Below are 13,509 nucleotides of genomic sequence, written 5' to 3'. Positions count from 1 at the left end.
CCCCCACGCTCACGGCCCTCAGTTCGCCAAAAATCAAATACACAGGAGAATTGTGGCTGTCAAAATCCGTCTAAAGCGCATGGGCAAGATTCGTGCGCCGTACTACCGCATCGTTGTGGCCGACTCGCGCACCAAGCGCGACGGTCGCGTCATTGAAGAAATCGGCATCTACCACCCCACGCAGGAGCCCTCGGTCATCGAGATCAAGTCCGAGCGTGCACTGTACTGGCTCGGCGTTGGCGCCCTGCCCACCGAGCAGGTTGAGGCTCTCCTCAAGCTGACCGGCGACTGGGGCAAGTTCAAGGGTGACAAGAACGCCGTCAGCACCGTCAAGATCAAAGAGGCCAAGGTCGCTTTCGTCGCCGACGAGAAGAAGAAGCCGGTTCTCAAGCCCAAGGCCGAGAAGCCCGTTGTCAAGGAAGAGGCGCCCGTCGCCGAAGCCGCTGACGCAACAGAAGAGGACAAGGCGTAATTTTGCTCGCACCCGCGCTTGAGCACCTCGTCAAGGGAATCGTTGACCACCCGGACGATGTGCACGTTGCCGCCCAGAACTCACCGCGTGGCGAGGTGCTCGAGGTTCGCGTGAACCCCGAGGACCTCGGCCGCGTCATCGGTCGTTCCGGACGTACCGCAAAGGCCCTGCGCACCCTTGTGGCTGCCCTGGCCGATGGCAAGCGCGTGCGGGTCGACGTCGTCGACACCGATTTCTGAGCCGGCGGTGAGTCTCGTGAACGACACTCTGGTACCCAGAGCCCAGTCGCCCCGAGCCCAGCTGCGGGTCGGTCGCCTGACGAAGGCCCACGGCCTCAAGGGCGCCATCAAGCTCGAACTGTTCACGGATGACCCGGGGCGACGTTTCGTCCCGGGCGCCGTGTTCACGCTCCAGGTTCCCACCGGGTCCCCGTGGCACGGCAAGAAGATCGAGCTCGTCGAGCTCCGCTGGTACAACCAGCACGCCGTCGGCTTCTTCAAAGACGTCCCCGACCGGGAAGCTGCCGAGGCACTCGCCAAAGCCATCCTGTGGATCGACCAGGACGACGACGAAGAATCAGACGAAGAAGACGCCTGGTACGACCACCAGCTCGTCGGCCTCAAGGTCGTCCGGGATGGCGTCCAGATCGGCACCATCGGCCGTCTCGAACACCTGCCGGCCCAGGACCTGCTGATCGTCAAGACCGCGACCGGCGACGTCATGGTCCCGTTCGTCAAGGCGATCGTGCCCTCCGTCGACATCGCGACGGGCGTCGTCACGATCACGCCTCCGCCCGGACTGCTCGAAGAGCTTCCAGACGAGCCGGACGACGAGCCCGAGACCGTATCCGAAGCGGATGCCGCGGCATCCGAACCCGACGCCGGCGACGAGCCGGACGTCGAGCACACCCCAGACCAGAACGGCGCATAGGCGCGACCGGGATCAACCCGGGGGAAGGCGCGCCGCGCCCGCTGGCTCCTCCACTCCCCACGACGCGGCAGCCCTTGCAAGGAGAACCGCCTGTGTCGTACGTCAAGCCCGATCAACTCATCGATGACATCATCCATTCGGGTGTCGTTAAATCGAACCTGACCATTAAGCAGATGATCATCCGCGGCACCCTGTCCGGGGCGATCCTCGGCGCGGCGACGGCGGTCTCCCTCACGGCGGCCGCACAGACGGGGCTCCCCATCGTGGGTGCCGTGCTGTTCCCGGTCGGCTTCGCCATTATCCTGCTGCTCGGCCTCGAGCTTGTGACGGGAAGCTTCGCGCTGATCCCGCTCGCGATCCTCGAGGGTCGCACGACCATTAAAAAGGGCCTCACCAATTTCGGCGTCGTCATCGCCGCCCACCTGTTCGGCGCCGTGCTCTTCGGCTTCCTCTACGTCGTCTCGATCACATACATGGGCACCGTGACCACCGACCCGATGGTCCAGGCCATCGTGCATCTCGCCGAGCACAAGGTGCTGCCCTATGAAGCGGTCGGCCCCGGCGGAATCGTCGTCGCGATCATCAAGGCGATGCTCTGTAACTGGATGGTCGCGATCGGCACGATCATGTTCTACACGTCGAAGTCCACCGCGGGAAAGATCCTCGCGATGTGGCTCCCGGTCACCATCTTCTTCAGCCTCGGACTCGAGCACGCGATCGTCAACATGTTCGTCATCCCGGCCGGCATGATGCTCGGCGCCCCGATCAGCATCGGCCAGTGGCTGCTCTGGAACCAAATCCCGGTTCTCGTCGGCAACCTGCTCGGCGCGATCCTCTTCACCGCGCTCCCGGTCTACTTCTCGCACCGCACCCGGGTGAACCGTGCCGCCCACCTCGATACCGCCGTGACGACCGATTCCGCCGAGACCGCGGGCGAGCCCGTTCCGGTCCACGCCTAGGCTTTCTTCGTGCGCATCGATATCCTCACCATCTTCCCGGAGTTCTTCTCGGTCCTCGATGTGTCCCTGCTGGGCAAGGCCCGCCAGTCCGGGCTCATCAACGTGCTCGTGCACAACCTGCGCGACCACACCCACGACCGGCACAACACCGTCGATGACACCCCGTACGGCGGCGGCGCCGGCATGGTGATGAAACCGGAACCCTGGGGTGAGGCGCTCGACGCCATCCTCGACGAGACCACAAGTGACGTCACAGACGGGGCAATCGACGCGACCGGCGACACGGCAGCGGATGCCGTGGCGAACGACGCGGGACCGCTCCTGATCTTCCCGTCCCCGGCCGGCGACCTCTTCACCCAGAAGATGGCCCGCGAGCTGGCCGCCGAACCCCACCTCGTCTTCGGCTGCGGGCGGTACGAGGGCATCGACCAACGCGTCTTCGACCACTTCGCCTCCCGTGGGCGCGTCAGGCTGGTCAGCCTCGGCGACTACGTGCTCAACGGGGGAGAGGTGGCCGTGATGGCGATGATCGAGGCCGTCGGTCGGCTCATCCCCGGCATGGTCGGCAACCCGGAGAGCCTCATCGAGGAGTCCCACGAGGACGGTCTCCTCGAGTACCCGAGCTACACCAAGCCGTCCAGCTGGCGCGGCCTCGATGTTCCGCCGGTGCTCCTGAGTGGCAACCACGGGGCCATCGCCACGTGGCGGCACGACCAGCAGCTCGAGCGCACCCGGCGCGTCCGGCCCGACCTTCTGCCTCCAGCGAACGCAGGGCCTGCCGAGGGCGTCCACGGGTAGTCTGGCTTCGTGTTCGTACGCAGGGTCTTCTATCGCTGGCAATTCCTTGCCGTGCTCGTACTTCCGGGGTGGCTCCTGATCGGGGCATCCCTCTTCAAATCGAGTGGATGGGCCGTACTCGGCAGCCTTTTCGGCGGCATCATCCTCGGCCTCGGGCTGCTGGCCGTCGCCCTGTTGTTTTTCGCCCGCACCGAGGTGCGTTTGGAGCGGGCGGTGTCTTGGCGCGACGTCGGCGTGCTCACGCTCTGGCACGCCCTGATCGTGGCCTCCGGCTTCACTGCGGGAGCGCGCTGGCTGCCGTTCCTGGTCGTGCTCGTCGGCCTCGCGGCCTTCTGGTTCGCCATCTGGGAACTCTTCGCGAGTGCCCGGAGCCGGATGCAGGCGATGATGGTGCTTCTCGACGAGACGGCCAGAGGGGGCGCGCCGACCGGACCGGGCGCCGCGGAGCATCCGTCGCCCGTCGGCTTCGAGCCCACGCCAGACCCGTCGATCATCGTCGTCCGGGAAAAGCCGACAGACTCCTAGCCGGACCGGTTTTGCCGGGGGCGCGGATCGTGGCATAATGAGCGATTGTGCCGTAGCATGCCTCTGCCACAGGGGAGCTGCACTATTCGGCACGGTCTTGACCCATCAGTCGTCGCCCAGCACGTTTGTGCGCGGGCGACCTCAGCCGTCTTCGTCCTGTGGCGGATACAGAGAGCGAACAAATATGCATATTCTCGACCAGGTGGATGCCCCATCACTCCGGAAGGACATCCCGGCGTTCCGCGCCGGCGATACCGTCAAGGTCCACGTCAACATCGTTGAAGGCGCACGCTCGCGCGTGCAGGTCTTCCAGGGTGTCGTCATCGGCCGTTCCGGCGAAGGCGTCCGCGAAACGTTCTGCGTTCGCAAGGTCAGCTTCCAGGTCGGCGTCGAGCGTACCTTCCCGGTGCACTCCCCGGTTATCGACCACATTGAGGTCGTCACCCGCGGAGACGTGCGTCGCGCGAAGCTGTACTACCTGCGCAACCTGCGTGGCAAGAAGGCCAAGATCAAGGAAAAGCGCGACTAAGACTCGTCACACCCGATTCCCAGCTCCGGCTGCGTTTCACCCTGAGCTCCTGACCCGTACACTGGGTCAGGAGCTCAGGCGGTTTAATGACAGACAATTCTCTGCCCACGCGATCGGATCGCCTGGCATCAGAAGCACCACAGCGCAGCAAGCGTGGCGTGGCGATCTTCTTTCGCGACCTCTTGATCATTTTTGTGGTGGCTCTGCTCATCTCATTCCTGATCAAGACCTTCCTCGTCCGGTCGTTCTACATCCCCTCGGGGTCGATGGAGAACACCCTCCTGGTCAACGACCGCATCATCGTGAACGAGCTCGAACCCAAGCTCATGCCCATCCAGCGCGGAGACGTCGTCGTGTTCCGTGACCCGGGCGGCTGGCTCCTCCCGCAGGCCGCCGTGCAGCAGAACCCGGTCGCCGCCGGCCTCGACTGGCTCCTCTCCGTCGTCGGCCTCTCCGCACCGGACAGCAACGACCACTTGATCAAGCGCGTCATCGGACTGCCGGGCGACCACGTCAGCTGCTGCAACGCCCTCGGCCAGCTGAGCGTCAACGACGTGCCCCTCTCCGAGCCGTATGTGAACCTTCCCGCCGGCGCCACCGCGGTCTCCAAAGACAACTTCGACGTCGTTGTGCCCGCGAACTCGCTCTGGGTGATGGGGGACAACCGCTACAACTCCAAGGACTCCCGGTACAACGGCGACACCCCGGGCAAGGGCTTCGTTCCGATCGACAACGTGGTCGGCCGCGCCCTCGTGATCAGCTGGCCGCTGTCGCGCTGGACGTGGCTCGACGACTACCCGGAAGTCTTCCGAGGGGTCTCCCCGGAGACGAAGTAGATGGCCGTCTGCGATCCGACCCTCGAGGTCGAGCTCGGCCTGCTCGCCGAGGGCGCGACCTGCGTGATCGGCTGTGACGAGGTCGGACGCGGCGCCCTCGCCGGACCGGTCGGGGTCGGTGTCGCCGCGATCGACGGCACCCTCGGCACGATGCCGGTCGGCCTCCGCGACTCGAAGATGCTGAGCCAGCCGCGTCGTGAGGCCCTCGCACCGCTCGCGGTCGCCTGGGTGCTGCACTCCGCGGTCGGACTCGCCTCCGCCAGGGAGGTGGACGAGATCGGCATCATCGCCGCCCTCGGTCTCGCGGGCAAGCGGGCCCTTGCCGAACTGTTCGCGGCCGGCGTGGACGTCCGGGGGAGCGTCGTACTGCTCGACGGCAACGACGATTACCTCAACAAGGCCCTCGCGACGCCCCTCTCCGTGCTGACCCGGATCAAGGCCGACCAGGACTGTGCGTCCGTGTCCGCGGCATCCGTGATCGCGAAAGTACACCGCGACCGGCTGATGATCGAAGCGGATGCGGTCACGCCCGGCTACGGGTGGGCGGGCAACAAGGGCTACGGCAGTGCGGAGCACATGGCTGCGATCGGGCGCCTCGGCCCGACGGGGCTCCATCGCAAATCGTGGCTGACCATCTCAGCGTAGGATTGTCTCACCATGGAAGAAGAAGAGTTCGAAGACTACGACCGCGAGGTCGAGTTGGCCCTGTACCGCGAATATCGGGATGTCGTCGGGCAGTTCCAGTACGTCGTCGAGACGGAACGGCGCTTCTATCTGGCCAATGAGGTCGAACTCGTGCGCCGGGACACCGAGCACGACTTCTACTTCGAACTGAACATGAAGGACGTCTGGGTCTGGGACGTGTACCGGTCCGACCGCTTCGTGAAGTCGGTGCGCGTGTTGACGTTCAAGGACGTCAACGTCGAGGAACTGGCTTCGAAGGAATTCGAACTGCCCAAGGAACTCGCGCTCGACGAGTAGCCGGCAGGTCCCTCTAGCGGGGCTCGCAGACCACGACGGGGATGTCCCTGCTCGTCTTCTGCTGGTAGCCCTCGTAGCCCTTGTACGCGGCGACGATCTGAGGCCACAACGTCGCCTTCTCCGCCGCGTCGGCGGTGCGTGCCCGCAGCTTCTTCGTCGTGCCGTGCACGGTGAGTTCGATGTCGGGGTGTGCAACGAGGTTGAGGTACCACTGCGGGTTCCGGTCGCTGCCGCCCTTCGAGGCGATCAGCACGAAGCGGTTTCGGTCGTGGATCGGCGCCGTGAGCATCGTCGTGCGGCGCTTACCCGTCGAGCGACCGATCGTGTGCAGTTCAACGACCGGGATCGGCCCGAACGACGCCAGCAACCGGCCGCCGGATGCCTTGAGCACCGCCCGGTGCGTGAGACTCATCGTCTTCATGCCGAGGTCGACCAACCTGTCGCGTAGTCCCATGGGTCCAGCCTAGTAACCTGCACCCGAGCCGGCACCGGTGCACGGTGGAACCCGGGTTCCGCGGCGGGAACGGCGGCACTAGCGTGGGACCATGTACCTCGCATCCGCTGCAGAGAACGACGCCGCCACGACGAACTCCCGTGCCGCGGTCGTCGACCACGCCCTCGAGCTCGCACCCCTGGTCGACGGTCACAACGACTGGGCGTGGGAGTGCCGCGAGAACCGCGCATACTCGGTCGAGGGACTCGAACGGGGACTGACCACCGATACCGACATCGAGCGCCTCCGGGCCGGCCGGGTGGGCGCTCAGTTCTGGTCGGTCTATGTGAGTGACGAATCGGTCGGAGCCGACGCCGTCCAGGGCACCCTCGAGCAGATCGACTGGGTCTACCGGCTCGCCGCGCGCTACCCGGACGATTTCCAGATCGCCCGCAGCGCCGCAGACGTCGAGTCGGCCAGGTCGCACGGCCGGATCGCGTCCCTCCTCGGCGCCGAGGGCGCGCACAGCCTCAACGACTCCCCGGCCGTGCTGCGGATGTTCGCCCGGCTCGGCGTGCGGTACCTCACTCTCACGCACGTGCACAATACGACCTGGGCCGATTCGGGCACCGACGAGCCCGTGCACGGCGGCCTCACCGAGCGCGGTGTCGAATACGTTCGGGAGATGAACCGGCTCGGCATGCTCGTCGACCTGTCCCACGTGTCGCCGGCGACCGCGCACGCGGCGCTCTCCGTCACGTCGGCGCCGGTGATCTTCAGCCACAGTTCGTGCGCCGCCGTCACGGACCACCCGCGGAACGTACCGGACGATGTGCTCGAGCGCCTGCGCGACAACGACGGGGTGCTGATGCTCACCTTCGTGCCGCAGTTCCTCTCCCCGGACTTCGCCGCCTGGTTCGACGGACCCCGCGACGGCCCCGCGCCCACGGTGACGCTCGACGAGGTCATCGCCCACATCGAGCACGCCCGCCGGGTCGCCGGGATCCGGCACATCGGCCTCGGCGGCGACTTCGACGGCACCGACGAATTCCCGGTCGGGCTCGAGGGTGTCGACGGTTACCCGGCGCTCCTGACCGAGCTCGCAGCCAGGGGCTGGACCGCCGTCGAGCTCGCCGCCCTCGCCGGGGCGAACGTGCTCCGCGTGCTCCGGGCGACGGATGCCGCCTTCGCGGCCGCGGGGACCGGCACGCCGCTCCTCGTGTCGTGACCGGTCTTTTCCCGCACTGCCGCGCAAACCAGAACGAATCCCGCTCCGAATGACTGGTGTGAGTGCACCCCGACGAATGACCCGAGCAGCCGTGGCCCTATGGGTGGGGTCCGTGGCCGTCGTCGTTGGACTCGTCGCCGTGATCGGTTCGGTCGGACGTGCGGTACCGGCCGAACCGATTCCGGAGACGGCGGCGGGGTCTCCGGGTGCCGGTTCCGTCGTGGCGTTCTACGGGGACTCCTACACGCTCGGGACCGGAGCTTCGGGCCCTGAACACCGGTGGTCGACGCTCCTGTCCGTGGAGCACGGCTGGACCGAGGTGAATCCGAGCGTGAACGGTCTCGGTTTTGTGAACCACCGGGCCGACGTGTCCGACGATCTCGTCGACCAGGTCATCGCAGCCCACCCCGACATCGTGATCGTGACGATGGGTCTCAACGACAACTTCTCGATGCCCGCTCGCGCCGACCGCATCCGCGCCGCCATCACGACCGACTTCACCAGAATCAGTGAGGCGCTGCCGGTCGCACGCGTCATCGTGGTCGAACCGTTCTGGTACACCGACGAGCGGCCCGACTCGGTGCAGCAGATCATCGACTGGGTGAGCGCGGGCGCGGCGGCGATCGATGCCGACTACATTCCCGGTGCCTCGCACTGGCTCGACGGCCACCCGGAGTGGAAGGCCGGCGACGGCCTGCACCCGAACGACAAGGGGTATCGCGTGCTCGCCGATCGCATGGACGAGGCACTCAGGAGCCTCGGCGTCTAGGAGTCGCGCGGCGAGGGATACTCCGAGGGCCAATTCCCGACTCTCCTCACCATGCGTCGGCTTCGGCCTGCTGTCCACCGGTCCCCGACCGCCCTGCGGATGGTCGCCCACCCCCGGCATCCTGTCCGTGGGAGGCACTCGTGGCACGCAAAGACGATCTGGGCAGGCTCGGTGAGGAGCACGCGGTACGGTTCCTGACGGAGGCCGGGTACACGCTCCTCGCCCGCAACTGGCGGTGCGAACAGGGCGAGATAGACATCGTCGTCGAGCACGACGGCGAAGTCGCCTTCGTGGAGGTGAAGACGCGGTCGGGGACCGGCTTCGGGCATCCGTTCGAGGCGATCACCGTCGTGAAGCTCGCCCGCCTCCGCCGCCTCGCAGCGGCGTGGTGCGAGGAGGCGGATACCTGGCCAGGTCGGATCAGGATCGACGCGATCGCGGTCATCCTCGCCCCCGGCGCCGTGCCGGTGATCGAGCACCTGCCCGGTGTGTTCTAGTGAGCGTGTTCTCGTGAGCGTGTCCAGTGAGCGTGTTCTCGTGCGTGCCCTCTGATGGGCGCGAGCTGATGGGCCTCGCCCGCACTCACGCCGTCGCCCTGCTCGGGCTGACCGGGGCACTCGTCGAAGTCGAGGCGGACATCTCGAGCCAGCTCCCGGGCATGGTGCTGATCGGACTGCCGGACGCCGCGCTCTCCGAGGCGACCGAACGGGTCAGGGCCGCGGCCAAGAACTCCGGCTCCCCGCTGACCCACAACAAGCTCACGATCAACCTGTCGCCCGCGGCGCTCCCCAAACACGGTTCGGGCTTCGACCTCGCGATCGCGCTCGCGTGCCTCGCTGCGGACGGGGTGGTCGCGGCCGGGTCGGTCGGCTCGGTCGTCCACATCGGCGAGCTCGCGCTCGACGGGCGCCTTCGACCCGTCCCGGGCATGCTTCCTGCGGTGATCGCGGCGTCGCGGCTCGGCCACCGTACCGTCATGGTTCCCGCCGGAAATGCCGCGGAGGCGGAACTCGTGCCCGGCGTCACCGTGATCGGGGTCGCCTCCCTCCGCGAGGCGGCGATCTGGCACGGGGCCGAGCTCACGCCCGTGCCGGTTGACGCGATCGAGTGGCCCGCCGAAGCCGGACCAGCCGGGAATGACGCCGAAACCGGTTCGATGGACCTTGCCGACGTCATCGGCAATGAGGACGCGATCCTGGCCCTGCAGATCGCCGCGGCTGGCGGGCACCATCTCTTCATGCTGGGTCCGCCGGGATCCGGCAAGACCATGCTGGCCGCCCGCTTGCCTGGACTTCTGCCCGACCTGGACCCGGCCGCCTCCCTCGAGGCGAGTTCGCTGCGATCCCTCGGCGGCCGCGGACTCGGCCGTTCCCTCGTGACCCGGCCGCCGCTCGAATCGCCGCACCACACCGCGACGGCCGCGGCCATGGTCGGCGGCGGCAGCGGACAGATCCGGCCGGGTGCCGCCGCCCGAGCCTGCCACGGTGTGCTCTTCCTCGACGAGGCTCCCGAGTTCGCATCCACCGTGCTCGACGCCCTCCGGCAGCCGCTCGAATCAGGGACGATCAGCATCCACCGTGCCAACGCCGTCGCGCACTTCCCGGCGCGGTTCCAGCTCGTGATGGCCGCGAATCCGTGCCCGTGTGGGCAGTACGGCGTTGCAGGACTCGAGTGCTCGTGCCCGCCGAGCGCGCGACGCCGATACCTCGCCCGCATCTCCGGGCCGCTGCTCGACCGGATCGACATTCAACTGCACGTGAACCGGATCACGGCCGCCCAGCTGCGGTTCGCCGCGGAGGAGCCCCGCCTCACCAGCTCCGCGGCGCGGGAACGCGTGGCCCGGGCCCGAGGCGCCGCACGCGAGCGCCTCGCCGGCACGCCCTGGTCCCTCAATTCCACGGTGCCCGGGTCGTGGCTCCGCGGCCGGCAGCTTCGCCTGGACCGGGCGACGACGGCCGCGCTCGACCGGGCACTGGAACGCGGCGGCATCACGATGCGCGGCTACGACCGGGTGCTCCGCATCGCCTGGTCGATCGCCGATCTCGAGGGCGCCGATCGGCCAGGCACTGAGGAGCTCGGGCAGGCGCTCTACCTGCGCACCGGCTGAAGCCGGGCATCCACCGACGGAAGGACGACACGCACAATGCCATTCGAACCCGACGAGACGACGATGATCGACCTCGCGGCCGGCGCACGCCCACCCGGGGCCGCCCTGACGACAGAACTCGCCGCCGAGCTGCACGCGCGTGCGGCCTGGTCGTGCATCAGCGAACCTGGCGACGGAACCGCGGGCCTCCTCGTTGCGGCGCTCGGCGCCGTCCCCGCCCTGCGACTCGTGATCGAGGCCTGGCCACACGATCGCATCGCCGGGGAGCTCCTCGCCGTCGGGGTGGAGCAGGGAACGGTCGCCGCCGCGGGAATCGACCGCGCCCTCGAGCGCTGGCGTCCGCGGCTCGATCCCGTAGTCGTCACGATCGCGCTGCGGCAGGCAGGCCGATCGGGGGCGCGGCTCGCCATTCCCGGTGACCACGATTGGCCGGCCGGACTCGACGACCTCGGCGCTCACGCCCCACTCGCCCTCTGGTGGCGCGGTCCGGCGGATGCCCTCGGCGCGTTCGGCCGGTCGATCGCCCTCGTCGGAGCCCGGGCCGCCACCCGCTACGGCGAGCATGTCGCGATGGAAGCGTCAGCCGGCCTCGTCGACCGGGGATTCGCGATCGTCAGTGGTGCGGCATACGGGATCGACGGGATGGCGCACAAAGCGGCGCTCGCGAGCGGTGGCCGAACGGTGGCGTTTCTCGCCGGGGGAGTGGACCGCCCCTATCCGAGCGGGCACGTCGACCTCCTCGAGCGGATCGCGGGGGAGGGCGCCGTCATCTCCGAGCTTCCATGCGGGGCCGCGCCGACCAAGTGGCGGTTCCTGCAGCGAAACCGTCTGATTGCGGCGACCAGCCTCGCCACGATCGTCCTGGAGGCCGGGTGGCGCTCCGGGTCGCTGAACACCGCCGGCCATGCGGCGACCCTCGGGCGGCCGCTCGGCGCCGTGCCCGGCCCGGTCACCTCACCGGCCTCTGCCGGGTGCCACCGGCTGATCCGGGAGTACGACGCCGTCTGCGTGACGACGGCCGCAGAGATGGCGGAGCTCGTCGCCGAGCACCTGGTCCAGGTGCCGCTCGACTTCCCGGAGCCGGAGAACGGGATCGAGGGCACCGGGCGCACCAGCGAACAGGTGCGGGTCTTCGACGCCCTGAGCGGTCGGTCTCCACGCGAGATCGGCGATCTCGCCCGTCGCGCCGGCCTCTCCACCATGTCCGTGCGTGCCGCGCTCGGAGCCCTCGGACTCGAAGGCGCGGCGCGCGAGCGTTCGACCGGCTGGGTGCGGAACGCCTGAGCCGGCCAGACGGCGACCGTGGATCACCGCGGGTGTCGGTCGGTGTCCGCTGCGGCGTTGCCTGCGGCGGAACCGACGGCCGCTGCCGCGATGCCTGCGGCGGAACGGACGGCCGCTGGCCGGCCCCGATATCGGCCTGCCGCGAAACCGTCAGCCCTGGTACAGGCCCGCCGGCGTCTCCTCGCCGTCGTGGCCGGCGGTGTCGCACGCCCGCCGCACGGCCGCGAGGGAGTCAGCGACATCGGCGGCATCCGTCGACCAGTTGCTGACCGAGATCCGCAGGACCGCGCGCCCGCGCCAGACGGAACCGGACATCCAGGTGGTGCCCTGGCCGAGCAATAGCTCGGTCACGCGCCGCGTGCGGGCGTCACTGCCGAAGCTCACGCACACCTGGGTGAAGACCACATCGTTGACGACCTCGGCGCCGGGAATGTGCGCGAGGCCCTCGGCGAGCGAACGGGCGTGCCCGGCCAGGCGTTCGACGAGGTCGATCGTGCCGGATCGCCCGAGCGACCGTAACGCCGCCCACACCGGGATGCCCCGGGCCCGGCGGGACAACTCCGGCACCTTCTCGAAGGGATCGCCAGGGCCGTCGGTCGCCGGCTGCAGCAGGTAGCTCGTGTGCACGCCGAACACGGACCGGACCGTCGCCGGATTCGCGACGATCGCGATCCCGCAGTCATAGGGCACGTTGAGGGTCTTGTGCGCGTCGGTCGCCCACGAGTCGGCCCCCTCGACGCCCGCCACGAGCGCGCGGTAGGTCGGGCTCGCCGCGGCCCAGAGACCGAACGCGCCGTCCACGTGCACCCAGGCGTGGTGTTCCCGCGCGACCCGGATCGCCGCCGTCATCGGATCGAAGGCACCGGAGTGCAGGTTCCCAGCCTGCAGACACACGATGGCCGGACCCTCGCCGTCCTGCATCGCGGCCGCTAGGGCGCGGGGATCCAGCCTGCCCTGCGCGTCGGCCGCAACGGCGATGGGTTCGCCGAGGCCGAGGTACCGGAGCGCGAGGTCCATCACCGCATGCCGCTCCTCACCCACGAACACCCGCACGCGCGGCGAACCGGACAACCCGTCCCTGCTGACATTCCAGCCCACCCGCTCGAGCACCCACTGGCGCCCGGCAGCGAGCCCGACGAAGTTGGCCATGGTGGCCCCTGTGGTGAATCCGACGTCAGAACCGGACGGCAACCCCAGCAGATCGAGCACCCACGCTCCGGCGGCCTCCTCGGCAGCGGCAGTGGCCGGCGTCGCGAAGCGCATGGCGGCATTCTGGTCCCAGGCGCTGACGAGCCAGTCTGCGGCCAGCGCTGCCGGAAGGGTCCCGCCGATCACCCAGCCGAAAAACCTGCCGGAGGGCATGGCCATCAACCCGGGCTCGGCGAGGGCGGCCAGCTCATCGACCACGGATGCCGCGGGGGTCGGGGACTCCGGCAGCGGTCCTGAGAAGAGTTCCGCGAGAGTATCCGCGTCGGCGCGCGGCCCCACCGGGCGGGTGCCGAGCGAACCGAGCCACGCGAGCGCGTGCTCCCTGGCCCGCCCCAGTGCCTCGTCGTATACGCCGGGCTGAGCTGACATGGGGCCATGCTAGTCCCGGCCGTCCACCCCGACCAGTCCGTGCCCGCAACGGCGTCGGGCATAACTCCTGCAAATTTCCG

General features: G+C 68.5%; 17 protein-coding genes. 15 read left to right on the top strand and 2 right to left on the bottom strand.

Annotation, left to right across the window (positions count from 1 at the left end):
* Window positions 1–52: 52 nt before the first annotated feature.
* The 10 genes from rpsP (at window position 53) to QN350_RS02045 (ending at window position 6,030) form a co-directional block, all read left to right on the top strand.
* Window positions 53–472: a 30S ribosomal protein S16 gene (gene rpsP, locus QN350_RS02090; protein WP_134447587.1), complete on the top strand. Its 420-nt coding sequence runs from the start codon at window positions 53–55 to the stop codon at window positions 470–472.
* Between the two features lie 2 nt (window positions 473–474).
* Window positions 475–711 carry an RNA-binding protein gene (locus QN350_RS02085; RefSeq protein ID WP_134447589.1) on the top strand — a complete coding sequence of 79 codons (237 nt, stop codon included), beginning with the start codon at window positions 475–477 and terminating at the stop codon, window positions 709–711.
* Between the two features lie 16 nt (window positions 712–727).
* Window positions 728–1,402: a ribosome maturation factor RimM gene (rimM, locus tag QN350_RS02080; RefSeq protein WP_322140164.1), complete on the top strand. Its 675-nt coding sequence runs from the start codon at window positions 728–730 to the stop codon at window positions 1,400–1,402.
* 92 nt (window positions 1,403–1,494) lie between these two features.
* Window positions 1,495–2,361, top strand: coding sequence for a formate/nitrite transporter family protein (locus tag QN350_RS02075; RefSeq protein ID WP_322140163.1), 867 nt, complete (start codon window positions 1,495–1,497; stop codon window positions 2,359–2,361).
* A gap of 9 nt (window positions 2,362–2,370) precedes the next feature.
* The gene (trmD, locus tag QN350_RS02070; RefSeq protein ID WP_322140162.1) at window positions 2,371–3,159 is read left to right on the top strand and encodes a tRNA (guanosine(37)-N1)-methyltransferase TrmD; all 789 of its coding nucleotides are present in this window, start codon (window positions 2,371–2,373) and stop codon (window positions 3,157–3,159) included.
* A gap of 9 nt (window positions 3,160–3,168) precedes the next feature.
* Window positions 3,169–3,684 (top strand): MFS transporter, encoded by a 516-nt coding sequence (locus QN350_RS02065; RefSeq protein ID WP_322140161.1) that lies wholly within the window; start codon window positions 3,169–3,171, stop codon window positions 3,682–3,684.
* Between the two features lie 184 nt (window positions 3,685–3,868).
* Window positions 3,869–4,213 (top strand): 50S ribosomal protein L19, encoded by a 345-nt coding sequence (gene rplS, locus QN350_RS02060; protein ID WP_134447599.1) that lies wholly within the window; start codon window positions 3,869–3,871, stop codon window positions 4,211–4,213.
* 86 nt (window positions 4,214–4,299) lie between these two features.
* Window positions 4,300–5,049, top strand: a complete 750-nt coding sequence (lepB, locus tag QN350_RS02055; RefSeq protein ID WP_322140160.1) for a signal peptidase I — start codon at window positions 4,300–4,302, stop codon at window positions 5,047–5,049.
* Complete coding sequence (locus tag QN350_RS02050; RefSeq protein ID WP_322140159.1) at window positions 5,050–5,694, top strand: ribonuclease HII; 645 nt, start codon at window positions 5,050–5,052, stop codon at window positions 5,692–5,694.
* A 12-nt stretch (window positions 5,695–5,706) separates the two neighbouring features.
* Complete coding sequence (locus QN350_RS02045) at window positions 5,707–6,030, top strand: DUF2469 family protein (RefSeq protein WP_134447605.1); 324 nt, start codon at window positions 5,707–5,709, stop codon at window positions 6,028–6,030.
* A 13-nt stretch (window positions 6,031–6,043) separates the two neighbouring features.
* On the opposite strand, the gene QN350_RS02040 is transcribed toward QN350_RS02045, so the two are convergent.
* Window positions 6,044–6,484 (bottom strand): nitroreductase family deazaflavin-dependent oxidoreductase, encoded by a 441-nt coding sequence (locus QN350_RS02040; protein WP_322140158.1) that lies wholly within the window; start codon window positions 6,482–6,484, stop codon window positions 6,044–6,046.
* 91 nt (window positions 6,485–6,575) lie between these two features.
* Between QN350_RS02040 and QN350_RS02035 the strand changes: the two genes are divergently transcribed.
* The 5 genes from QN350_RS02035 (at window position 6,576) to dprA (ending at window position 11,851) form a co-directional block, all read left to right on the top strand.
* Window positions 6,576–7,691, top strand: a complete 1,116-nt coding sequence (locus QN350_RS02035; RefSeq protein WP_322140157.1) for a dipeptidase — start codon at window positions 6,576–6,578, stop codon at window positions 7,689–7,691.
* A 112-nt stretch (window positions 7,692–7,803) separates the two neighbouring features.
* Window positions 7,804–8,460: an SGNH/GDSL hydrolase family protein gene (locus QN350_RS02030; RefSeq protein ID WP_322140156.1), complete on the top strand. Its 657-nt coding sequence runs from the start codon at window positions 7,804–7,806 to the stop codon at window positions 8,458–8,460.
* Between the two features lie 140 nt (window positions 8,461–8,600).
* Window positions 8,601–8,957: a YraN family protein gene (locus QN350_RS02025; RefSeq protein ID WP_322140155.1), complete on the top strand. Its 357-nt coding sequence runs from the start codon at window positions 8,601–8,603 to the stop codon at window positions 8,955–8,957.
* 68 nt (window positions 8,958–9,025) lie between these two features.
* Window positions 9,026–10,567 carry a YifB family Mg chelatase-like AAA ATPase gene (locus QN350_RS02020; RefSeq protein ID WP_322140438.1) on the top strand — a complete coding sequence of 514 codons (1,542 nt, stop codon included), beginning with the start codon at window positions 9,026–9,028 and terminating at the stop codon, window positions 10,565–10,567.
* Window positions 10,568–10,603: 36 nt separating this feature from the next.
* A complete protein-coding gene (gene dprA, locus QN350_RS02015; protein ID WP_322140154.1) occupies window positions 10,604–11,851 on the top strand; it encodes a DNA-processing protein DprA in 1,248 nt (415 codons plus the stop codon).
* Between the two features lie 150 nt (window positions 11,852–12,001).
* Here the strand turns inward: dprA and QN350_RS02010 are convergent, their stop codons facing one another.
* Window positions 12,002–13,429 carry a pyridoxal phosphate-dependent decarboxylase family protein gene (locus QN350_RS02010; protein ID WP_322140153.1) on the bottom strand — a complete coding sequence of 476 codons (1,428 nt, stop codon included), beginning with the start codon at window positions 13,427–13,429 and terminating at the stop codon, window positions 12,002–12,004.
* Window positions 13,430–13,509 lie beyond the last annotated feature (80 nt).

The sequence above is a fragment of the Cryobacterium sp. 10I5 genome (assembly GCF_035019865.1).
Lineage (GTDB): Bacteria > Actinomycetota > Actinomycetes > Actinomycetales > Microbacteriaceae > Cryobacterium > Cryobacterium breve_A.
Note: the sequence above shows the minus strand (reverse complement) of the source record. Positions and strands in the feature narration are given on the sequence as shown.